This is a genomic window from Roseococcus sp. SYP-B2431, from assembly GCF_004336745.1.
GTDB lineage: Bacteria > Pseudomonadota > Alphaproteobacteria > Acetobacterales > Acetobacteraceae > Roseococcus.
Window position 1 is genome coordinate 223992 of sequence record NZ_SJXD01000028.1, and the last position, 22116, is coordinate 246107.

Annotated in this window: 16 protein-coding genes; 8 read left to right on the forward strand and 8 right to left on the reverse strand. The window is 73.4% G+C overall.

Going from position 1 to position 22116, the window contains the following annotated elements; genetic code table 11:
• Nucleotides 1-78: 78 nt before the first annotated feature.
• From EJV46_RS19385 to EJV46_RS19395, 3 genes are read right to left on the reverse strand one after another with little or no spacing between them, the layout of a single operon-like run.
• Nucleotides 79-1497, reverse strand: a complete 1419-nt coding sequence (locus EJV46_RS19385; protein WP_131550358.1) for a sensor histidine kinase — start codon at nt 1495-1497, stop codon at nt 79-81.
• The gene (locus tag EJV46_RS19390; RefSeq protein ID WP_131550359.1) at nt 1494-2186 is read right to left on the reverse strand and encodes a response regulator transcription factor; all 693 of its coding nucleotides are present in this window, start codon (nt 2184-2186) and stop codon (nt 1494-1496) included. Before EJV46_RS19390 ends, EJV46_RS19385 begins: the two co-directional genes overlap by 4 nt.
• Nucleotides 2186-2551 carry a PepSY domain-containing protein gene (locus EJV46_RS19395; protein WP_131550360.1) on the reverse strand — a complete coding sequence of 122 codons (366 nt, stop codon included), beginning with the start codon at nt 2549-2551 and terminating at the stop codon, nt 2186-2188. The genes EJV46_RS19390 and EJV46_RS19395 overlap by 1 nt, the downstream gene beginning before the upstream one ends.
• Nucleotides 2552-2679: 128 nt before the next feature.
• On the opposite strand from EJV46_RS19395, the gene EJV46_RS19400 reads away from it, so the two are divergent.
• From EJV46_RS19400 to EJV46_RS19420, 5 genes are all read left to right on the forward strand, one after another.
• Nucleotides 2680-2865: a hypothetical protein gene (locus EJV46_RS19400; RefSeq protein WP_131550361.1), complete on the forward strand. Its 186-nt coding sequence runs from the start codon at nt 2680-2682 to the stop codon at nt 2863-2865.
• A 281-nt stretch (nt 2866-3146) separates the two neighbouring features.
• The gene (locus tag EJV46_RS19405; protein ID WP_131550362.1) at nt 3147-3917 is read left to right on the forward strand and encodes a UDP-2,3-diacylglucosamine diphosphatase; all 771 of its coding nucleotides are present in this window, start codon (nt 3147-3149) and stop codon (nt 3915-3917) included.
• Nucleotides 3917-4915 (forward strand): glycosyltransferase family 1 protein, encoded by a 999-nt coding sequence (locus EJV46_RS19410; RefSeq protein WP_131550363.1) that lies wholly within the window; start codon nt 3917-3919, stop codon nt 4913-4915. The genes EJV46_RS19405 and EJV46_RS19410 overlap by 1 nt, the downstream gene beginning before the upstream one ends.
• A gap of 152 nt (nt 4916-5067) precedes the next feature.
• The gene (gmd, locus tag EJV46_RS19415) at nt 5068-6120 is read left to right on the forward strand and encodes a GDP-mannose 4,6-dehydratase (protein WP_131550364.1); all 1053 of its coding nucleotides are present in this window, start codon (nt 5068-5070) and stop codon (nt 6118-6120) included.
• 123 nt (nt 6121-6243) lie between these two features.
• Nucleotides 6244-8313, forward strand: coding sequence for a tetratricopeptide repeat protein (locus tag EJV46_RS19420; protein WP_131550365.1), 2070 nt, complete (start codon nt 6244-6246; stop codon nt 8311-8313).
• On the opposite strand, the gene EJV46_RS19425 is transcribed toward EJV46_RS19420, so the two are convergent.
• From EJV46_RS19425 to EJV46_RS19435, 3 genes are read right to left on the reverse strand one after another with little or no spacing between them, the layout of a single operon-like run.
• Nucleotides 8288-11548 (reverse strand): glycosyltransferase, encoded by a 3261-nt coding sequence (locus EJV46_RS19425; protein WP_131550366.1) that lies wholly within the window; start codon nt 11546-11548, stop codon nt 8288-8290. The two genes, EJV46_RS19420 and EJV46_RS19425, sit on opposite strands and share 26 nt — an antisense overlap.
• A complete protein-coding gene (locus EJV46_RS19430; RefSeq protein ID WP_131550367.1) occupies nt 11538-13577 on the reverse strand; it encodes a glycosyltransferase family 2 protein in 2040 nt (679 codons plus the stop codon). Before EJV46_RS19430 ends, EJV46_RS19425 begins: the two co-directional genes overlap by 11 nt.
• On the reverse strand, nt 13574-14611 hold the full coding sequence (locus EJV46_RS19435) for a glycosyltransferase (RefSeq protein ID WP_131550368.1): 1038 nt from the start codon (nt 14609-14611) through the stop codon (nt 13574-13576). Before EJV46_RS19435 ends, EJV46_RS19430 begins: the two co-directional genes overlap by 4 nt.
• 171 nt (nt 14612-14782) lie before the next feature.
• Here EJV46_RS19435 and EJV46_RS19440 point away from each other — a divergent pair, with 171 nt between their 5' ends.
• From EJV46_RS19440 to gmd (EJV46_RS19450), 3 genes are read left to right on the forward strand one after another with little or no spacing between them, the layout of a single operon-like run.
• Nucleotides 14783-16627, forward strand: coding sequence for a glycosyltransferase family 2 protein (locus EJV46_RS19440; RefSeq protein ID WP_131550369.1), 1845 nt, complete (start codon nt 14783-14785; stop codon nt 16625-16627).
• Complete coding sequence (locus EJV46_RS19445; protein ID WP_131550370.1) at nt 16624-17691, forward strand: glycosyltransferase family 4 protein; 1068 nt, start codon at nt 16624-16626, stop codon at nt 17689-17691. The genes EJV46_RS19440 and EJV46_RS19445 overlap by 4 nt, the downstream gene beginning before the upstream one ends.
• Before the next feature lie 26 nt (nt 17692-17717).
• Nucleotides 17718-18734 carry a GDP-mannose 4,6-dehydratase gene (gmd, locus tag EJV46_RS19450; protein ID WP_131550371.1) on the forward strand — a complete coding sequence of 339 codons (1017 nt, stop codon included), beginning with the start codon at nt 17718-17720 and terminating at the stop codon, nt 18732-18734.
• A gap of 55 nt (nt 18735-18789) precedes the next feature.
• On the opposite strand, the gene EJV46_RS19455 is transcribed toward gmd (EJV46_RS19450), so the two are convergent.
• Together EJV46_RS19455 and EJV46_RS19460 are read right to left on the reverse strand one after the other, a co-directional pair.
• Nucleotides 18790-19476 (reverse strand): Fe2+-dependent dioxygenase, encoded by a 687-nt coding sequence (locus EJV46_RS19455; protein WP_131550372.1) that lies wholly within the window; start codon nt 19474-19476, stop codon nt 18790-18792.
• Nucleotides 19477-19616: 140 nt separating this feature from the next.
• Complete coding sequence (locus tag EJV46_RS19460; protein ID WP_131550373.1) at nt 19617-21884, reverse strand: TonB-dependent siderophore receptor; 2268 nt, start codon at nt 21882-21884, stop codon at nt 19617-19619.
• Nucleotides 21885-22116: the final 232 nt, after the last annotated feature.

A 22116-nucleotide genomic window follows, 5' to 3' on the forward strand; every position in this document is an offset into this window, starting at 1 on the left:
TCACTTCAAAGCTATAACCTATTGTTTCCTCGAAGCATTTTCACCAGATCATGCGAAGCAGCAGGATCGGGATCTGCGCTAAGGTACCCTGGCCCCGCGGGCGCGCGCCGGCAGCTCCAGCCGGGCGGCGAGCCCGCCCAGCGCGCTGACGCCCAGCGACAGCCGGCCGCCCACCAGCTCCGAGAGGTCGGCGACGATCGAGAGGCCGAGGCCCGATCCCTGCACCGCCTCGTCCAGCTTGGTGCCGCGGCCGATCGCAGCCTCGCGCTGCTCGACGCCCATCCCGGCCCCGTCATCCTCGACGGCGATCAGGACGACCGGCCGCGCCTCGCCGTCCGGCGCCGGGTTGCGGCTCAGCGACACCGCGATGCTCACCCGCGAGCGCGCCCATTTGCAGGCGTTCTCGGCAAGGTTGCCGATCATCTCGGCCAGGTCCTGGCGATCCACGCGGGCCGTCGCCGCGGAATCCCCGACCGCGCGCAGCTCGAGATGCGCCGCCGCCGGCAGGCGCGCCATGGCGGTCGCGATCTCCTCCGCCACCGCCAGCGCGGGCGTGTCCACCGCCGCCGCGCCGGCCAGCGCGCCGACCCGGGCGCGGGCGAGATGGTGGTCCACCAGCCGTTCCATGGCCGCCGCCTCCCCCAGCGCGCCCTCCACGTCCGGCTCGTCCTGCTGGAGCGAGACGCGCAGCACGGCGATGGGCGTCTTCAGCGCATGGGCCAGATTGCCGACATGGGTGCGCGCGCGCTCGATCGTGGCGCGGTTCTGGGCCACCAGCTCGTCGATCTCGACAACGAGCGGCGCGACCTCCAGCGGAGCCTGCAAGGGCTGCAGCGTCTCGCGCGACCCGTCGCGCACCTCGGCCAGCGCCCGGCGCACACGCCGCAGCGGCATCAGCGCCCAGAGCACCTGGCCCACGGCACCGGCCACCAGGCCGAGGCCGAGGATCGTGAAGACGAGCAGGAGGATGCGGCTGGTTTGCGCGATGCCCTCCTGCGCTTCCGCCGTCGTGGAGGCGACCTGCACGAGCAGGGGCGCCGTGCCGTTGAGGGAGGAGCGCGTCTCCTCGCTGGGGGTCACGACGCGGGCGAGGACGCGCATCTCCTCGCCGCGCGGCCCGGCCGCGGAATAGACCTGCACCTGGCCCTGCCGGCCCGTCGATGCGGGCGGCGGCGGCAGCCGGGCGTCCCAGAGGGACGGCGACGTGGCCATGCGGCCGTCGCCGGCGGTCACCTGCCAGTAGTGGCCCGAGAGCGGCCGCTGGAACTCCGGGTCCGACAGCGCGCGCGACGCGACGCGGGGCCTCGCATCCGCCGACACTGAAAGCGCCGCGACCAGGGCGTCGAGCTGCGCCGCGAGGCGGCTGTCGAAGGCGGCCTCGACCTGCCGGGTCAGCACGGTGAAGGCCAGCCATCCCGCGAGCGAAAGCCCGCCGCCCACCCAGATGGCCGAAATGAGCGTCAGGCGCAGCGTGAGCGAGCGCAGCGGAAAGCTCATGCGCCGCGGCTGGCCTTCCCCGGGGGCAAGGCGATGCGATAGCCGAGGCCGCGCTCGGTCTCGATGATCGCGGCGCCGAGCTTGCGGCGGATGCGCCCGATCACGACCTCGATCGTGTTGGAGTCGCGGTCGAAGTCCTGGTCGTAGAGGTGCTCCGTCAGCTCCGTCTTGGAGACCGGCCGGGCCCCGCACTGGGCCATATAGGCCAGGAGGCGGAATTCCAGCCCGGTCAGCCGCACCGGCGTCCCCTGGAGGCTCACCGCGGCGGACACGGTGTCGAGCGCCACCTCGCCGCCGTGGCCCAGGCTGATCTCGGGCCGGGCGACGCCCCGGGCGCGGCGGATCAGCGCCTGCATCCGCGCCACCAGCTCGCCGATGGCGAAGGGCTTGGCCATGTAGTCGTCCGCGCCGGCGTTCAGCCCCTCCACCTTCTCGGTCCAGGCGCCCCGGGCGGTGAGCACGAGGACCGGTACGGTGAGCCCGGCGGCGCGCCAGCGGCGCAGAACGCTCAGCCCGTCCAGGCGGGGCAGGCCGAGATCGAGCACGACCACGTCATAGGGCTCGGTCTCGCCGAGGAAGAGGGCCTCCTCGCCGTCCGCCGCGTGGTCCACGGCGAAGCGCGCCTCCAGCAGGGCGGCGCGGATCTTCGTCGCGAGCGTGGCATTGTCCTCGACCAGGAGGGCGCGCACTAGTTCGCCCTTTCCTGGACGCGGCCCTTGGTCCGCCGGAGCTCGCCGTTCTCGGCGAAGAGCTCCACCTCGAACATCCGGCCGTCCGGCGGCAGGAAACGGAACTCGTAGACCCAGCGGCCGTCCTCGCGATCAAGCTCCACCTTCACGATGCGGCCGACGTAGCGCCGCTCTACCCGCGCCATCAGCTCGGCCAGGCCCATGATCTGGCCGGATTCCCGGGCGAGCCGCGCAGCCCTGCGCCGGTTGTCCTCGTCATCGTCGTCGTCGTCCCCGGCCCGGGCGCCGGGCATGGGCTCGCCGGCCACCATCAGCCCGAGGGCGGTGAGAAGAAGGCCTTTTTCGAGCAGGTCGCGCCGGTTCATGCCATCGCCTTAGGATGCCGCTCCTAAACTCAGGATGAACAGGAGGGTCACTGCCGGTTCATCGCGCCCCCGCCATAAACGCGCCGACCATAAACGCCCAGGCCGGTGACCGGCGCCAGGAGATTTGGATGTTCGCTGCGATCGACGGGGGACTGCTCGGCCTGGCGGAGATGATGGCGGCGCTCGGCATCCTGCCAGGCATCCTGGCGCTGGCGTCGCGCAAGGCCGGGACGCCGCGCCTGGAGCGGGCGGTGCCCCGGCCGTTCCACTTCGGCGCGGCGACGGCCGCCCGCCGGATGGATCATCGCGCTTAGGTCATCCACTGCCGCAGCGGGGCCGCAGCCTCCTCGATCCGGGGTACCGGGTCGGGCCCGCCTGATTCACGCCCACGCCGAAGGGGCCCGACGCGAGCAGCCTATCACCCGCGCCGTGACGGCCCAGCGAATCCTCCGCGGCAGGAACGAGACATGCCACCCGCGCGGGGGTCATGGAAGATTCACGTGCAAACCCAGGCAGGCGCACGCATTCCCGGCGTATTCACAGACGGAGCGGGCTCATGGCGCCAAGTAACATCGTCGGAGCGGAAGCCGGAACCATGCGCGTGCGGAGCATCTTCATCTCCGACATGCACATCGGCACGCGGGGCGCGCGCGCCGACATGCTGCTCGACTTCCTTGCCAGGGTGCAGTGCGAGCAGCTCTACCTCGTCGGCGACGTCATCGACGGCTGGCGGCTTCGCAAGTCCTGGTACTGGCACGACGAGTTCGACCAGGTGATGCGCGTCGTGCTCGGCCTCGCCCAGAACGGCACCAGGGTCACCTACATTCCCGGCAACCACGACGAGATGTTTCGCGAATGGCTCGGCCTCGAGATCGCCGGCGTGAGGCTGATGCGCGAGGCCGTCCATCACGGCGCGGATGGCCGCCGCTTCCTCGTCATCCATGGCGACGAGTTCGACGGCGTCATCCGCTACGCCAAGTTCCTCGCCTATCTGGGCGACTGGGCCTACGACACGGCGCTGGTCCTGAACCGCTGGTTCAACCTGGCCCGCCGGAAGTTCGGCTATCCCTACTGGTCGCTCTCGCAGTGGCTGAAGCGTCAGGTGAAGGAGGCGGTGAAGGCGATCGACCGCTTCGAGGTCGCGCTGGCCGGCGAGGCCCGCCGCCGCGGCCTGGACGGCGTGATCTGCGGCCATATCCACCATGCCGAGATGCGCGTCGTGAACGGCGTCATGTACATGAACGACGGCGACTGGGTGGAGAGCTGCACCGCGCTCGTCGAGCATGCCGACGGCCGGTTCGAGCTGCTGGAGTGGGCCGCGATGCAGCGCGCGCCCCAGAGGATGCGGGAGGCCATGCCGGCCTGATGCACCTCACCATCGTCTCGGATGCCTGGCGCCCGCAGGTCAACGGCGTGGTCCGCACGCTGGAGCGCGTCGCCGGCGAGCTGATGGCGCTGGGCGACGCCGTGGAGGTGATCGGTCCCGACCGCTTCCGCAGCTTCGCCATGCCCGGCTATCGCGACATCCGCCTCGCCTATCGGCCGCGTCCCGCGCTCCGCGACATGCTGGACGCCGCCCGGCCCGACGCGCTGCACATCGCCACGGAGGGGCCGCTCGGCCTCGCCACGCGCGCCATCTGCGCCGAGCGGGGCTGGCGCTTCACCACGAGCTTCCATACGCGCTTCGCCGAATACGTCGCGGCGCGCACGGGCATCCCGCCGCGCCTCGTCTGGGCGCTGCTGCGCCGCTTCCACAATGCCGGCGCGGGCACCTTCGCCGCGACGCAGACCCTGCAGGACGAGCTGGCGACGCGCGGCTTCCGCCACGTGCTGCCCTGGACCCGCGGCGTGGACCTCGCCTTGTTCCAGGACGGCGCGCGCGACGCCTGGAAGGGGTTGCCCGGCCCCATCTTCCTCTATGCCGGCCGCATCGCCGTCGAGAAGAACATCGCCGCCTTCCTGGAGCTCGACCTGCCAGGCACGAAGGTCGTGGTTGGCGACGGTCCGCAGCGCGCCGCGCTCCAGTCGCGCTACCCGGCCGCCCACTTCGCCGGCTGGCGCCACGGCGAGGATCTGGCCGCGGCCTATCGCGGTGCCGACGTGATGGTCTTCCCCTCGCGGACCGACACCTTCGGCCTCGTGCTGCTGGAGGCCATGGCCTGCGGCACGCCGGTCGCCGCCTATCCCGTCATGGGCCCGCGCGACGTGGTGGGCCCGGGCGGCGTGCTGGACGAGAACCTCCAGCGCGCCTGCCTCGCCGCGCTGGACGTGCCGAGGCCGCGCGCCCGCCTCCAGGCCGAGCGCTTCTCCTGGCCCGCCTGCGCGGCCAGCTTCCGCGACCAGCTCGTGACGATCGAAGGCTGACAGAAAAGGCCGGTCGGGCAGAATTGCTGCGCCGCAGCTTTATGCCTTCCGCCGCATGAAACGGGATGGCAGGATCGCGAAGGGCAAGCTATCCGAAAGCCCGACTGACCGACCCACCGCCTTCCCTGCCGGGACGGCAAGCCGGAGCCGCAATGCCTGCCCCTGTCGCGCTGATCACCGGAATCAACGGCCAGGACGGCTCCTACCTCGCGGAATTCCTGCTGGAGAAGGGCTATGTCGTGCATGGGCTGCGGCGCCGCTGCTCCTCGCCCGACACGGCCCATATCGACCACCTGCTCGGCGGCAACGCGCAGATCACCTTGCATCACGGCGACATGGGCGACGGCCCGAGCCTCCAGCGCGTCCTGGAGCGGACGCGGCCGGACGAGGTCTACAACCTCGCGGCGCAGAGCCATGTCGGCCTCAGCTTCCAGGCGCCGGAGCAGACCGCCGAGGTGGACGGGATGGGCGTCCTGCGCCTGCTGGAGGCGATCCGCCGCGTCGACCCCGCGCGCCGCATGCGCTTCTTCCAGGCCTCGAGCAGCGAGATGTTCGGCCAGGCAGTGGAGACGCCGCAGGACGAAGCCACGCCCTTCCGCCCGCGCTCGCCCTATGGCGCGGCCAAGCTCTATGCCTTCTGGATCACGGTGAACCACCGCGAAGCCTATGGCCTGCACGCCTCCAACGGCATCCTGTTCAACCATGAGAGCCCGCGGCGCGGCCCCGGCTTCGTGACGCGCAAGATCACCGGCGCGGTTGCCGCGATCCGTCATGACCTGCAGCCCGAGCTGGTGCTCGGCAACCTCGATGCGACGCGCGACTGGGGCCATGCGCGCGACTACGTCGAGGGGATGTGGCGCATGCTCCAGCAGGAGCGGCCCGACGACTACGTGCTCGCCACCGGCGTCTCCCATACCGTGCGCGCCTTCACCGAGCTCGCCTTCCGCGAGGTGGGCATCGCGCTGGACTGGGAGGGCGAAGGCGAGGAGGAGATCGGCCGTTGCGCCGCGACGGGCCGCGTGCTGGTGCGCGTGGACCCCGCGCTCTTCCGGCCGCTGGAGGGAAGCCGGCCTGTCGGCGATCCGGCCAAGGCGGGGCGCGTCCTGGGCTGGCGCCCGCGCGCGACCCTGGCGGAGCTGGTCTCCGAGATGGTCCGCGCCGATCTGGCGCGGGTCGCGAGGCCGGAGCCGGTGGGCCGGGCATGATCCGCCGCGCCGGATCGCGCCCTGGCCTTTGGCGGGGAAGCGATTCGCCGGTTCGGCGGCTCCTGGCCTAGGATTTCATCAACGGATCGGCCCGGTCGGCCCATCCTCACGACGGAGACCGGATTGCGCGGGCGGATCGACGGCGTCTCCGAGGGCATCCTGCGCGGCTGGGCCTGGGATCCGGCCCGGCCCGGCCATCGGCTGACCCTGCGGCTGGTGGTGGATGGCGAGATGGTGGCCCCCGTCACCGCCGCATGGCCGCGCGCCGACCTCGAGCAGGCCGGCCTGGGCGACGGCCGCCACGGTCTGGAATTCGCCCTGCCCCTGCGCTTCCAGGACGGCGCGCCGCATGAGATCGCGATCGAGGCCTGGTGGCACGACAAGCCCATCCGGCTCGACGCCGTCACGCCCCGCATCCCGCGACGGCTGCACATGCTGCGCGGGCGTCTGGAAGGCGCCCCGCGCGGTCGGCTGCGGGGCTGGGCCTGGGACCAGTCGCGCCCCGAGGCCGCCGTCGCGCTCGAGCTGTGGCACGACGGCAGGGTCGCGGCGCGCCTGCTGGCCGACCGCCACCGCCCGGAGCTGGCGCATGGCGGCATCGGCGGCGGCGCGCATGGCTTCGAGCTCGACCTGGCCGGCGTCGCGCCGGTGGGGTCAGAGCTGGAGCTGCGCTGCGCCCCGGAATTCGGCGAGTGGTCGCTCGGACGCCTCGTGGTGCCCGCCGGCGGCGAGGAGGGCCCCCGGCCGCGACAGCACTTCCTCGAAGAGGCGCGCCAGGCGGAGGCCCGGCAGGAGCCCGCCGCCGCAGCGCGCATCCTGGAGCATGGGCTTCGCCTCCACCCGGGCGATTTCGACCTGCTGGTGCTGCGCGCGCGGGCCCTGCTCGACCTCCAGCAATGGGAAGCCGCGGAGGAGTCCGCCCGGCAGGCCCGGGCCGTCCGGCCCGGCCATGCCGCGCCGACCATGCTGCTGGCCCGCCTCGCCGGGGCACAGGGGCGCCACGCCGAGGCGGCCGCGCATTGGTCCGGCATCACGCCCCGGGACAGCGCCTGGCGCGAGCGGCTGCAGCGCCGGCCACGCCATCTCGCCGCGCTCGGCCGAACGGCCGAGGTCCTGGCGGAGCTGGCGCTGGCCGCCCGGCACAGGCCGGAGGACCCCGCGCTGGCCCGGAGCCTGGCCGATACAGCCGAGGCGCTGGGCGCCACCGGCTCCGCCCGCGCCCATCTGCGCCGCCTCGCCGAGCTCGCGCCCGGCAGCCGGGCCGCGCCGGCACGGCTCGCCCCGCTGGAGCCGCGGCCGCCCGGCCATGGGCCGGCGGGGCTCGCCTCACCCCTGGTGAACCCGACTCTGCGGGCCTGGGACGGGCCCGTCTCGGGCGCGGTGGAGGGCGAGGCCCGGGTCGCGGCGGGGCTCGTGCTGCGGGGCCGGGGGCTGCGCTTCGCGGCCGCGGCGCCGCGCGCGCTCCGGCCGGGCGAGCTGCCGGCCTATGGGCTGCGGCTGGCGGTGGCGGAGGGCGCGGCCGAGGCGGAATTCGCGCTGGAGCCGGTGTCCACCGGCCTGCGCATGGCGCTCGCGCTGGAGGGGTCCCAGGGGCAAGGGCCCGGCATGGCGGCGACGCTGCTCCTGCGGCGCGCGGGCCAGCCGGACCGCCTGCTTCTGGAGACCCGGACCGAGCCGCGCCCGCGGCTGCTCCGCTTCGACCTGCCGCCCGTGCGAGAGGGCGCGTTGGTGCTCCGGCTGGAGGGGCCAGGCACGGTGGTGGTGCATCCGCCACGGCCGCTCGCGCGGCTCGACGGGGCTCAGGCAGTGCCGGGAGACTTCGAGACGCCGGGACTGGCCGCGCGGCTCGCCCTGCCGCCGCACCGCGCGCCGCGCCGCGACATGCCGGCGGAAATCGGGGTGCCCTTCACGACGATCGAGATCGCGCCGGCCGCGCCGGCCGGAACCTTGCGCGCGGTGCTGGACGGCACCTCGGCCCCCTTTGAATGCGTCCTCGCGGCGGGGGCATCCCCGGTGGCCGATCCGCGCCTCCGCATCCTGGCGGAGGGCGCGCCGCCGGTCCGGGGCTGGGTCGCGCAGCTGGAGGCCCCGCCGGAGGGCGGGGCCGGCTGGCTCTCGGCGCTGCACCGCGCGGCGGCGGTGGCCGGAGCCGCGAGCGCGCCGGGCGTCAGGCTGGAGTGGCGGGCGCCCTGACCTCCCAGCCCGGTGCGGGATCGATCTCGCCGGCGCGGGCCTGCGGATGGAGGGTGCAGCGGCGGTCGCGCAGCCGCGGCAGCACGCGCGCCAGGGCCGGGCTCGCCAGGCTGTCGCAGAGGATCGCGACGCCCGCGACATCGCCGGCGAGCGCCGCCGCGAGGCGGGATTCCGGGACGGGGCGGTAGATCACCGCCGAATCCGCGTCGTTCGCGCAGCCCTCGGCGCGCGGGCTCTCGCGCAGGTCCAGCCGCAGCCAGACCTCGACCGGCGCGGGCCGCGCGAAGGCGAGGCGGCGGGCGCGCAGCTCGCGATAGAGGCGGTCGTAATCGGCGGCCATGGCCGCGGTGTCGCGGGCCGCGCCCTCGCCCTGCTGCCAGGCGCGCAGCTGGATGCGCCGGCGGCTGAGGCCGGCGGGATCGCGGGCGATCGCGCGCAGGCGGTCCAGCACGGCCTGGGGCGAGGATTCCGGCGGCACCAGCCAGCCGCCGCCCTGCGCGCGCAGCCGCTCGCCCACGGCGCCGAGATCGATCCCCAGCACGGGCAGGCCCGCGGCCCAGAGCTCGGTCAGCGTGTGCGAATGCGTCTCCGGCCAGCGCGAGAGCACGGCGCCGATGTCGGGCGCGATGTCCCGCGCGCGCGCAGAAAACTCGTCCCGCGGATAGGGGCCATGGATCGTCAGGCCGGGCATGGAGAACGTGCCCTGCGCCGTCCCCAGGACGTGGAACTCGACGGTCCGGCCCTCGTCCAGCAGGGCCATGGCGCGGATCCACCCGAGGCCCTTGGCCGTGTCGAGATGGCCGGGCAGGAGCACGCGCAAGGGACGGCCCGCGAGGCTCGCCGTGCGCGCGGCGGAGAGCCGGGGAAAGTCGCGGCCATGCGGGATCACGCGGAAGTCGGCCTGCGCCAGCCCGGGAAAGGTCTCGACGTGGCGCGCACGGACATGGGGCGCGGTCGTGACCAGCGCGTCGGCGGCGGCGAGGGCCGCGCCGGTCTGCTCGCGCCAGCGCCGTGCCCAGGCGCCGCGCAGATGCGGGACCTCGGCCTCGGGCCAGAGCTCGGCCCGGCATTGCCCGGGCGCGTCGGTGCAGCAGCCGGGACAGGGCTCGCCCGTGGCGTCGAGCAGCTTGAGGCTGGCGCAGAGCATGTAGAAATCATGCAGCGAGGCCACGACGGGAATGCCCAGCGCCCGAGCCACCATCGGCAGGCCGAGCCCGTGCCAGGCAAAATGGCGCAGATGCACGAGCTCGATCGCGTGGCGGGTGAGCAGGCCCGCGAAGGCGCGGTCGTATTCGGCGCTGGCATGCTCGGCGAGGCGGATGGGCCGGTTGAGCGCCACCTGCTCCACCTCCCGCAGCGCGCCGGATTCGAGGCGCTTCAGCGTCAGCACGGTGCCGTCGCTGCCGAGCAGGAAGGGCTCGTAGCGGTCCTCCAGCGCGCGCATCAGGTCGAGGTTGGTGAGCGGCGTGCCGCCCGCCTCCAGGGCGAGGACGAAGAGGATTCGCGGGCGCGGTGCCGGCCGCGCGAAGGCGCCGCCCATACGCCAGCGCGCGGCCGCCATCTGCGGGTCGGCGAGGAAGGCGTGGACCAGCGCGGGATATTCCGGGAAGCGGGCATCCACCGCCTCGCGGCCGGCCCGCAGGAGCGCCTCGCGCTCCGCGCCGAAGCTGGCCGCCTCGCGGTGGCGCACGAAGCTGCGGTCGTCCACCACATGGCGCAGCCCGGCGCGCAGCGCGCGCATCGACCACTCGTTCTCCTCGCCATAGCCGCGCGGGAAGGATTCGGCGTCGAGCAGCCCGGCGCGGTCGATGGCATCGCGGCGGAGGTAGAGGCAGAAGCCATGGCCCGTGGGCGCCTCGGGCGGGGTGGCGAGCGAGGATTGCGCGCAGAGGCGGGACAGTTCCGTCGTGCTCATCCCCTCCGGCACGGGCGGGGTGGAGAAGGCGCCGGCCCGGTCGGAGAAGGGCGTGGCCGAGGCGGTCTCCGGCGTCGACCAGGCCGCCGCCATCAGGTTTTCGATCCAGCGCGCCGGCACCTCGGTGTCGGAATTCAGCAGGATCACGTCGTCGCGACCGGCGGCGGCGATGCCTCGGTTACAGCTCGCGGTGAAGCCCAGGTTCCGGTCGTTGCGGAGAATTTCGATGCCCGCGCGGCCTTGCAGCTTGCCGAGAATCTCTGCGACGGCCGGGTCGGTGCTGGCGTCGTCCACCAGGATGAGCCGCGCGGGGGCCGCGCTATGCGCGATCACGCTGGCCAGGCAGTTCCGCAGCGCCTCCGCGGCATTGTGGATCGGGATCACCACCGCCACGCGCGGCCGGCCGCGCGAGAGGGCGCGAAAGGCGCCGGCACCGAAGCCGGGCGCCAGCGGCAGATGCCGCAGGGTGACGGGAGAGCCGGGCAGCGCCCCCGCCTCCCCGGCGATGCGCGCGGAAACGGCGAGGGTCGGGCGGCCCGTGGGCGAATGGGGCAGCGGCAGTGCGAAGCGGCCGCCATCGGCGCGCAGCGGCGGAAACTCGCGCCCGTCCAGCGCGAGGATCACGGCCGGCGGGCGTTCCGGCTCCAGCTCGGCCCAGCCGCGCAGTGCCCCGCCTTCCCAGACGTCGAGCCCGCCGCGAGCGCGGGCGGGCAGCACCTCCTCCCGGGCCGCGATCTCCTGCCCGCGCGCGACCAGCGACCAGCGCCGGACCAGGCCGTCGCCGAAGGGCTGGATCCCGTCCAGCATCGGGCCGAGCACCGCGGCGGGCAGGAAGAAGCCCAGCCGCTCGCCCCGGAATCGCGCGCCGAAGAGGAGGTCCGTGCGCGTCGCGTTCAGCGGGATGTCGCAGACCTTCGCGCCATCGGCGTGCAGCGCCAGGTCGGGCCCGCCGAGCCATTGCGCGGGGTCGTAGGCCCAGCCCGAGAGCTGCGCCTGCGAGAACCACTCGATCGCGCCCATCGGCGTGAAGGCGGCCCAGCGCGCCCCGTCCGCGGTGGCGAGCGGCAGGCCGTCGGCGCAGAGCGTGACCTGGAATCCGGGCGCGTCGCCGGGCCAGGGAATGTCCTCGCGGAAGGCGCGGGCCTCCCCGCCGCCGGGAAAGGCGAAGGCATGCGCGATGCGGTGGGTGAGGCCGTCCAGCTCGAGCGTCAGCACGGGCCAGTCGCGGCCCGGCGGCACTGCGACCGAGCCGCCGATGCACAGGAAGCCGGGGCCGTGCTGGAGCGAGTCCAGCCCGCCGATGGGCGCGTCAGCCGCCATGCCAGCGGCGATTGTAGGTCCAGGCGTTGAGCAGCGTCAGGTTCCAGCGCCCCTGCCCTGCGGCGAAGCGGCCCTGCGACTGGCGCTCCAGATGCGTGACCTCGGCGGTGTCCGCCATCACGCGGCGCAGCCCGTCGCGCGCGAGCTTCGCGCAGAGGTCGGCATCCTCGAAATCGCCGATGACATAGGCCGGATCGAAGCCGCCGTAGCGCCGCGCGACCTCGCGCCGCATCGCCAGGCAGGCGCCGGTGAGCGCCGGCACGTCGCGCGGCGCCGGCGCGGCGGCCGGCGGGCGCAGGCCCTTGCCGGGATGCTCGGGAAAGACCCAGCCCGCCCGGTCCGCGGCGGCTTCGGGGACCATGCCGCCATGCTGGAGGCTGCCATCGGGATAGAGCAGCCGCGCGCCAGCCGCGCCGATCGACGGATCGTCGAGCGCGGCGACGAGGCGGTCGAGCCAGCCCGGCGATTCCGGGAAGGCGTCGGCATTGAGGAAGACGACCACGCGGCCCCGCGCGCGCTCCAGGCCGAGGTTGCTCGCCGGGCCGAAGCCGCGCTGCTCCGCCGGGAGAAGGAGGCGCGCCGCAAGGCCGAAGCGGCGCGACAGGGCGGCGACCAGCGGGACCGCCGCCTCGCGCCGCGGCGGATCGTCCAGGACCAGGATCACCTCGTCGCCCGGCAGGTCGGAGAGCAGCGCCGCCTGCGCGGTCAGCAGGTCGAGCCTTCCGTGCAGGGGGATCACGAGGCTGGCGCGGGGCGCGTCCGGCATGGCCCCGAAGACGCGCTCCTCCACCGCCATCGGCTGCGCCAGCCGCGCGCGGTTCAGCGCGACCAGCGGCGCGCCGAGCACCGCGTCGAAGGCCTGGTCCAGCCGCTCCGCCGGGATCGCGCCGATCCCCTCCAGCAGGCCGCGCAGCGCCGGCAGGCCCCAGGAGGGCGCGGGCAGCGACAGCGTGCCCGTCTCGCCCGAATGCAGCTCCACCTCCAGCCAGGCCTCGCCCGTCCAGGCCGAGGCCGGCGCGCGCGCGGTGAAGCCCTGGCCGTCGTTCGCCGGCACGTCGATCCAGGCGAGGTCGAAGCGCGCGTCGCCGTGGCGCAGGCGCAGGGCGGCGACGGCCTGGTGCGGGTCGGAGAAGCTGCCCTGCAGCAGCGTGCCCGCCTCGGTCGGCACCACGCGCGCCACCTGGATCCGCACCGGACTGGAGAGCCAGCCGGCGGTGCTGCGGCCGGTGAAGGCGCGCTGCAGCAGGCGCTCCAGCTCCGGCTTTCCCGCGCCGCGCGCCTCGGCCAGATGGCGGCGCAGGCGCGCCAGCAGATCCTCCGGCAGCGGGCGCGGCGCGATCCGCGACCCGGCCGGCGGCGAGAAGCGCAGCGGCGGCAGCCCCGGCGGCAGGATCTCCACGCCGGTGGCCTCCATCTCCGACTCGGGCACGGCGGCGATCAGACCGAGCTGGCCCTCCCCGGCGTCGAAGGCCAGCAAGGACACAGGGGAGGCGCCCGAGCCGCCCAGCCGCAGCGGCACCGGCGCGGCGGTCAGCGCGGCCTCCGGCGTCGCGTCGGCGAGGCGCAGGACCAGCAGACGATGGCCCGTCCCGGGCAGCGGCCCGCAGGCATCGAACGTGCCGTCGCCTTCCGGGACCGGAGGGGCGGCGGGCAGGGCCGGAACCCCGCTTTCGCCCAGCGCGATGTCCGGCCCCAGCCGCAGCACCACCGAGGCCGGCACGGGCCGCGCCGGCCGGAAGGGCGCCGGGGCGCCGCCGGGCGGCGTGACCAGGATGCCGTCCGCCGCGAAGGCCACGCCGACGCTCGGCGCCTGCGCCTCGGTCGCGGAGAGCGGAAACAGCAGCTCCTCGCCCCATTGCCCGTCGAGGAAGTCGTTCACGATGAGATGCGGCTCGCCCTGCACGCCGCGGATGACGACGTGCAGGCGGATGTCCTCGCCCTGGTGGTAATTGGCGCTTTGCGACTGCGCCATGGCGCGCGGCGCGAAGGACAGGCTCTGCGCGAAGGGGGGCCGGAGGAAGGCGCTCATGCCGGCAGCCCGCGATACAGCGACAGCAGCGCCGCGGCGGCCCCGGCCTCGCTCGCCGGCGGGGCCAGGGCGGCCTGGAGCGCCGCCAGCTCCCCGGGCGCTTCCAGCAGGCGCATCAGCGACTCGGCCAGGGCGGCGCCGGAGCCGATGCGGAGGGTCGGGCGCCGATGCGCGGCCGCCATCGCGACGACCGGCTCCGGATCGCGCGACGGGAGCAGCACGAGATGCGCCGCCGCCATGCCTGCGGAGGAGAGGACCAGCGGCGAGCCGGGCTGCCCGGCCGCATGCTCCAGCATCGCGTCCGGGCCGCCGTGCACCTCGATCCGCAGCCTGCGGCCCTCAGGCGGCGGCAGGCTGGCCAGCAGCCCGGCCGCCGCAGCGAGAGAAGCCGCATCCCCCGGGCCCGGGAAGGCGGCCGCGACCAGGAAGTGCCGGGACGGCGGCGGCTCGCCCGCCTCCGCCTCCGGGGGCAGCGGCGGGGAGACCACGAGCCGCGCGGGATCGAGCCCGAAACCCTTGCAGGCGGCGCGCAGCCCCTCGTTCGGCAGCAGGACCGTGGCCTCGCGCAGGAAGCGGCGGAGCAGCGCGGCGGCCAAGAAACGCGGCACCTTCTCTTCCTCCTCCTCCGGAGCGCCGGAGACGAGCCCGATCCGCTGCGCGAGCCCGGCATCCAGCGTGACCACGATCCGCGCCCGGGGGCATTCGCGCCGAAGGAGCGCGAAGAGCTCCACCCCGAAGGGCGCGAGGTCGTGCAGGTGCACCAGCTCCGGCCTCAGTCGGCGCAGCAGGTCGCCCAGCCGGTCCAGCAGATGGAGGTCGGGCTGGGTGAGGTCCATCGACCCGAAGCCCGCCTCGGCCTCCACCAGGAACTCGGCCGGGCCGAAGGGCTGGAAGATCCGCACGCCCGGCGGCGGCCGCGAGGGGCCGGCGCCGGCCAGGAACCAGGCCTCCGCCACGCGCGACAGCAGGCGGAAGGCCCGGAACGCCGCGGCATCGGCGGGGCTTCCGCCCAGCGCCGGATGGCGGGCGGCCACCACCAGGATGCGGGGCCGGGAAAGCGCGTCGAGGTCCAGCGAAGGGGCCTTTCGATCGGCGGAACAGGGCTCTACCTCTATCGCCCGTTCCGCCGGCGCTCAAGCTTGGCTTCCTCGGCCTCCTGCCGGATGCTAAGCCGAATGCAGGCCGTGGAAGGTATTGGCGACCGCATGGATGGCAGCACCGAGACGGGACAGGAGGCCGGCGACGGCGCGTTGCGCCTTCATCCCGACCCGCCGTCGCTGCGCGGCTGGGCCCGTCCGGCACCGCTTTCGCCCGATCCCTCCTTCCCTCCAGAGATCGGCCTCGACATCGAGGGACTCGGCACGCGCGTGCTGACGGCGCGGGCCGACGGCGCCGGCGGCTTCGTCATCGACTGGCCCTTGCCGGCGACGCTGCGCGACGGCGTCCCGCGCGAGGCCCGCGCCTTCCACCTCGTCACCGGGCGGGAACTGGCCGGCTCGCCGCTGCGCCTGGAGGCCGGCTCCGCCGGGGAAGCCCCCGCGCCGCCCCGGCCCGCCGCGGCGGCGGGCTTCCCGCCGCTCTCCCGCTGGCCGGGCGGCCTGGCCGGCGTGCTGCCGGCCGCGATGGCGGAGCTGGCCGAGGGGCTGCAGGGCGGCGCCCAGCCCCCGGCCGCCACGCAGCGCTTCGAGATGGTGCCGGAATCGCAATCCTCCGGCCCGGGCGTGCGGCTGCTGCTGGACGCGGCCTCCCCGCGGGTCTCGCTGCTCTTTCGGCTGGACGAGGTGCCGGCCGGCCGGCTGGTGGTGACCGCCTGGCTGCCGGAGGCCACCGAGCCGAACATGCATGCGGTGCTGGAGCTCTCCATCCAGGCGCGGGAGGGGCCGGGCTTCCGGCCGCTGCGCGTGCTGCGCCGGGCGCGCGCCTTCCGGCGCCCGGTGGAGATCCCGGTCGAGCTCCAGCCCTCGGAGACGGGAGCCGGCGCCTGGCTCGCCGTCGAGGCGCTCGGGGCCAAGGGCCTCGCCGCGCTGGCGCCGCGCGCCGCCCCGCAGATGCACGCCTCGCCGCGCTTCGAGGATGGGCGGCTAGAGGCGACCTTCGGGCGGGCGGAGACCTTCGCCCGCATCCACGGGGCGGCGCCCCGGCCAGGGCCAGCGCCCGATCCAGCGCGCCGCCTGCCCGCCGGCGCGCATCCGTTCACGCAGGTCGTGCTGCCCGTGCACAATGGCAGCGACGAGGTGCGCGCCTGCCTGCGCGCCCTCAGCGCCGCCGCGACGGGGCCCATGCAGGTCGTCGTCGTGGACGATGGCAGCCGCGACCTCACCGCCGAAATGCTGCGCGAGGAGGCGGCGCGCGACCCGCGCATCGTCCTGCACCGGCGCGAGATGAACCGCGGCTACACCAAGTCGATCAACGAGGGCGTGGCGCTCACCGGCGCCGACTGGGTCGTGGTGCTGAACTCCGACACGGTGGTGCCCCGGGGCTGGCTGGACCGGTTGCACGCCGCCGCGCGGGCACGGCCGGGCGCCGGCATGGTGGGCCCCATCTCGAACGCCGCGAGCTGGCAGAGCCTGCCCGCCGTGAAGCGGCCGGACGGCAGCTGGTCCACGAACGACGCCATCCGGCCGGAGCACCTGGACCGGGTGCAGGCGCTGCTCGATGCCGCGACCGAGCGGGCCTATCCCGACTTCCCGCTGCTCAACGGCTTCTGCACGCTGATCTCGCGGGAGGTCTTCGATCGCGTGGGCCTCTACGACGAGGAGGCCTTCCCCATGGGCTACGGCGAGGAGACCGACCTCTGTCTGCGGGCGCGCGCCGCCGGCTTCCGCCTCGTCGTCGCGGACGACTGCTTCGTCTTCCACCACAAGAGCGTCTCCTTCGGCGCCGGGCGCACCGAGCTCACGCGCGCCGGCGGACTGGAAATGACCAACAAGCATCCCGGAGTCGTGATCCCCGTGCTGGAGCGGATGATGCAGGAGAACGCCGTGCTGGGCCGCCTTCGCGGCCGGCTCGCCGGAATCGCGGAGCTCCTGGCCGAGGGGGAGTCCGCGTGACGCGGCTCGCCTTCGTGCTGCCGGTGCGCGGCGGCGCCGGCAGCGCGCATTCCGTCGTGCAGGAGGTGTCGGCGATGCGCGACCTCGGCGTCGAGGCGCGCATCCTGGTGAACGCGGCCAATGCCGAAGGCTTCCGCGAGAACCACGCGCGCTTCGACTGGGTGCTGGACGGCGGCGTCGGCGTCTTCGACGGACCGCAGGAGCTGGGCCGTCTGATCGCGGGCGAGGGTGCGGTGGTCGCGACCACCGCATCCTCCGTCCACTGCATCGCCAGGGCCGCGGAGACCCTTCAGGGCCCGGCCTTCCGCACCGGCTACTGCGTGCAGGACTACGAGCCGCTCTTCCATCCGGAGGGCAGCATGGAGCAGGACAAGGCGCTCGCGAGCTTCTCCCTCCTGCGCGGCTGCACCTACATCGCCAGGTCGAACTGGCTGGCCGAGATCGTGCATTCGGCCCATGGCCATGCCGCCGCGCTGGTGGTGCCGAGCATCGACCACGGGCTCTTTGGCCCGGCCCGCCGCGCGGAAGGCGCCGCGCTGCGCGTCGTCGCCATGGTGCGGCCGGGCACGCCGCGCCGCGCGCCGCTTCGCACGCTGCGCCTGCTGGGCCGCCTCGCTGCCGGCGCGTTCGGGCCGGTGGAGGCCATCGGCTTCGGCGCCTCCGGCGAGGAACTGGCCGCGCTCGGCATGGAGCCGCCGGCCGGCGTGACGCTGACCGGCCGGCTCAGCCAGGCCGGCGTCGCCGGGCTGCTGCGCGAGGCCGACGCCTTCCTCGACCTCTCGGACTTTCAGGCCTTCGGCCGCACCGCGGCCGAGGCCATGGCCTGCGGCTGCCTGCCCCTGGCGCCGCGGCTGGGCGGCACGGTGGATTTCCTGGAGGACGGAGTGAGCGGCTTCCTGGCCGACACCAGCGACGAGGCTTCGGTCGACGCCGCGCTGCGGCGGCTGCTCTCGCTTTCGGAGAGCGAGCGGCGGAGGATGCGCCTCGCGGCGCTGGATGCGGTGGCGGATTTCACGCCCGTGCGCGCCGCCATCTCGGAGCTGCGGGCATTGGGCCTGGGCTGAATGGTCTTGGACGAAGAGGGATTTGCATGGCGCGACCGACAGCCCTGATCACCGGCGTGGCCGGCCAGGACGGTTCCTACCTGGCCGAGCTGCTGCTGGAGAAGGGCTATCTCGTGCACGGCATGCACCGCCGGGCCTCGGGGACCGGCCGCATCGACCATCTGCGCGGCGCGGAAGGCTTCCGCCTGCACCACGGCGACCTGACCGACGGTTCGGCGATGATCCGCCTGCTGCAGGCGATCGCGCCCGACGAGATCTACAATCTGGCCGCGCAGAGCGACGTGGCGGTGAGCTTCGAGGTGCCGGAATACACGGCCGACAGCGACGCGATGGGCGTGGTGCGGCTGCTGGAGGCCATGCGCATCCTGAAGCTCGACGCCACGCGGTTCTACCAGGCCTCGACCAGCGAGCTCTACGGCAAGGCGCGGGCCGTGCCGCAGAGCGAAGCCACGCCCTTCCATCCGCGCTCGCCCTATGCGGTGGCCAAGCTCTACGCCTTCTGGATCACGGTGAACTACCGCGAAGCCTATGGCATGCACGCCTCCAACGGCATCCTGTTCAACCATGAGAGCCCGCGGCGCGGCCTCGGCTTCGTGACGCGCAAGATCACCCATGCCGTGGCGTCGATCCATCGCGGGAAGCTGGACTGCCTGCGCCTCGGCAATCTCTCGGCCAAGCGCGACTGGGGCCATGCGCGCGACTACGTCGAGGGGATGTGGCGCATGCTCCAGCAGGAGCGGCCCGACGACTACGTGCTCGCCACCGGCACCAACCACACGGTCCGCGAGTTCACCGAGCTCGCCTTCCGCGAGACCGGCGTGACGCTGGGCTGGGAGGGCGAAGGCGAGGAGGAGATCGGCCGCTGCGCGGCGACCGGCCGCGTGCTGGTGCGCGTGGACCCCGCCTTCTTCCGTCCGGCCGAGGTCGAGCTGCTGATCGGCGATGCCTCCCGCGCTCACGAGCGGCTGGGCTGGGCGCCGCGCATCGGCCTGGCCGAGATGGTCGCCGAGATGGTGAGGGCCGACCTGGACGCGCCGGGGTAGGATTCCGCCGCGCCGTGGCGTCGCGCCCGTTCCCGCCGCGCCTGTCCCCGCCGCGTCACATCTCCGACCAGCGCCGCAGCAGGTTGTGGTAGCCGCCGGTCAGCGAGAGCACGCTCGGGTGGTCGTCCGGCAGTTCCTGGCGCAGGCGGATGATGGCGAGATCCATCTCGTGCAGGAAGGCGCGCTGCCCGTCGTCCTTCACCAGCGACTGCGACCAGAAGAAGGAGGACCAGCGGCTGCCGCGCGTGATCTCGGTCACGTGGTGCAGGCTGGTCGCCGGATAGACGACCATGCTGCCCGCCTCCAGCTTCACCTTCTGGTGGCCGTAGGTGTCCTCCACCACCAGCTCGCCGCCGTCGTATTCGGAGGGGTCGGTGAGGAAGAGCGTGGAGGAGACGTCGGCGCGCATGCGGAAGCCCCCGGCATTCGGCACCACGCGGATGGCGTTGTCGACATGGGCGCCGAACTTCATGCCCAGATCGTAGCGGTTGAACATCGGCGGATAGACCCGGAAGGGCAGCGCCGCCGAGGTGAACATGGCGTTGCGCCCGAGGGCACGCAGGATCAGCTCGCTGAGTTCGCGGGCGACGGGGCTGCTCTCGGGAATCTGGAGGTTGAACTTGACGAGGGCGGACTGCTCGCCGGCGGTGGCGCGGCCATCGGCCCAGGCGGCCGCCTCCAGGGCCCCGCGGCAATGCGCGACCTCCTCCGGGGTGAGGACCTGGGGGATGGTGACGAGCATGGGAACTTCCTCTGTCTTCGAGGGGCTCCGCCCCTCGAGCATCCCGGCAGGAAACTCGGTTTCCTGCACCTTGGTGAGCAAAAGGGCCAGGGCCAAAGGCCCTGGCGGGGAGCGCGAGGGGCAAAGCCCCTCGCATCCTCTTAGTAGGCCGCCGAGAGGCTGAACAGCACCGTCCGCCCCGAAGAGGGGATGACGCGATTCGCCCAGAGCTGGTCGAAGTTCGTCTCGTTGGACAGGTTGTAGCCGTTCACCGCCACCCGCCACTGGTTGCGCGAGCCGAACCGGTGCGAGACCACGGCGTCGAGCGAGAAGTTCGCGCCCACCTCGGCCGTGTTCTGGTTGTTCAGGAACACCTGGTCGCGCCAGGTGAAGCCGCCGCCGAAGGTCACGTTGTAGGGCGTGTCGCGGAAGGCCTCATAGGTGGTCCAGAGCGCCGCTGCATGGCGCGGCACGAATTGCACGCGGCGGCCGACCGTGCCCGCGGTGGCGGAGCGCGTCGTCTCGCTGTCCATGTAGGTGTAGTTGGCGTTGATCGCCCAGGCGTCGGTGATCTGGCCGGTCACGCCGATCTCGACGCCCTGGTTGCGCTGGTCGTCGCCCGACTGGGTGGTGGTGCCCAGCAGCGGGTCGGTGACGAAGGCGCCCTCCTTCTCGATGCGGAAGAGCGCGCCGTAGAGGCCGAGGCGGTTGTTCAGCAGGCTGAACTTGGCGCCGAGCTCGTAGACCGTGTTGCGCTCCGGATCGAGGCTCTGGTTGCCCGTGTTGAAGGTGCCGGGCTGGGTGGTGATGAAGGAGCCGGCCGGGCTCGTCGAGCGGCCGTAGGAGAAGTAGTAGCTCTGCTGCGGCGTCGGCTCGAAGATCAGCGCGGCGCGCGGATCGACGAAGGTCTGGTTGCTGGAGAGCGCCGTCGTCGCCGCGCCGGCGCCATAGGTCTTGTAGTCGATGTCGTAGTTGCTCACGCGCACGCCGCCCACGACCGAGATCTGCGGCGTCAGCCACATGCGGTTGGTGGCGAAGCCGCCGATGTAGCGCTGGTCCGTCTCGCGCACATTGGCGCCCGTGCCCGGCACCACGCTGTAGCCGGCCGACGAGTACTGGCCCGTGAAGAGGCTCACGGTCGGCCGCGTGGCGGGGTTGAGGCCGTAGCCGGTGCGCTGGTCGTTCTGCACCCAGACATCGAGGCCCGCCGTCGCCTCATGGCGAATCGGCCCGGTGTTGAAGCGCGCCACCGCGGTGGTGACGTTCTGGATGCCCCAGGTCTGCTGGTGGAAGGGGTTGCCCGCGCCGCCCGCCTGCACCATCGGCACAGTGCGCGGGTTGCTGTCAAACAGGGCGTTCACGCAATTGGGCGCGGTGCCGCAGCTCACCACGGAGGTGGCGAAGTTGCGGTTCACGAAGCCCACGCGCGTGTCGTTGTAGATGGTGAGCCAGTCGGTCGCGCGGTGCTGCAGCCGGGCGGTGACGCGGTCGACCGTCGTGTCGTCGCGGTCGAGGCCCCAGCCGTACCAGGTGCGGCGGTTCACGCCGTAATTCGTCACCGGGCGCGCGATGGCGGAGCCGGGCGCCGTCACGGTCGGCACGCCGAAGTCGGGGACCCGGTTGTCCTGCATGTGCAGGTAGTCGAGCGTAAAGGTCGTCGCGGTGCCCAGGCCGACGGCGAAGGAGGGCGCGATGCCCCAGCGGCCGGAGGAGACGCCGTTGCGGTCCACCAGCTGGGTGTGGTTGCCCATGATGTTCAGCCGGACGGCCGAGGTCTCGCCGATCTGCCGGTTGATGTCGATGGTGCCGCGGCCCATCGGGCCCATGCCGGTGGTGAGCGTGCCGCTATAGGCGTTGCCCAGGTGCGGCGTGCGGGTCTGCAGGTTGATGGCGCCGCCGACCGTGTTCTGGCCGAAGGTCGTGCCCGAGGGACCCTTCAGGACCGAGACGCTCTCCAGGTTGAAGGCGTCGCGCGTGTAGCTGCCGAAGTCGCGGAGGCCGTCGACATAGACGTCGTTCTGGGCGGAGAAGCCACGGATGCGGAAGCTGTCGCCGTTGACGCCGCCATTGCCCTCGCCGATCGAGGTCGTGATGCCGGGGACGTTGCGCAGCGCCTGGTCGACGGTGGTCACGCCCTGCTGCTCCATGATGGCGCGGGGGATCACGTTGATGGTCTGCGGCGTGTCCTGCACCGTGCCGGGCAGGCGCGAGATGCCGGTCGGGCGCTGCAGCGTGTTGGCGGGCTCGGGCGCCTGCCCCGACACGTCCATCACGGGAAGGTTGAGGGAAGGCGAGACCTCGACAGGCGCCGTCGGCGCCGGCGCCTGCGCCATGGCCTGGGCCTGCAGCCCGGCCGAGATGGCGACGGCGAGGCTGGCGGTGATGGCGGCCTGGGAAGCGGTGCTCTGCAGCAGGGCACGACGGGACATGCGACTCTCCGGATTGTTGCGACTAATTCTTAATTTCAGCGCGACAAGGGATCAATCTTCGCAGTCGGACGTTACGTTCCGTTTTGGTGAATCCCGGCTCGGCCGTGGCTCAAAAGCCACAGCCGTTGCGACGCCCGGCCTTCACCGCTAGCGTCCGGCGGCCGTCACGCGGCCTGTCGACGGAAGGAAATGCCCGATTTCCCAGTCCTCGCCGATTCCCCCCGGGATCGTC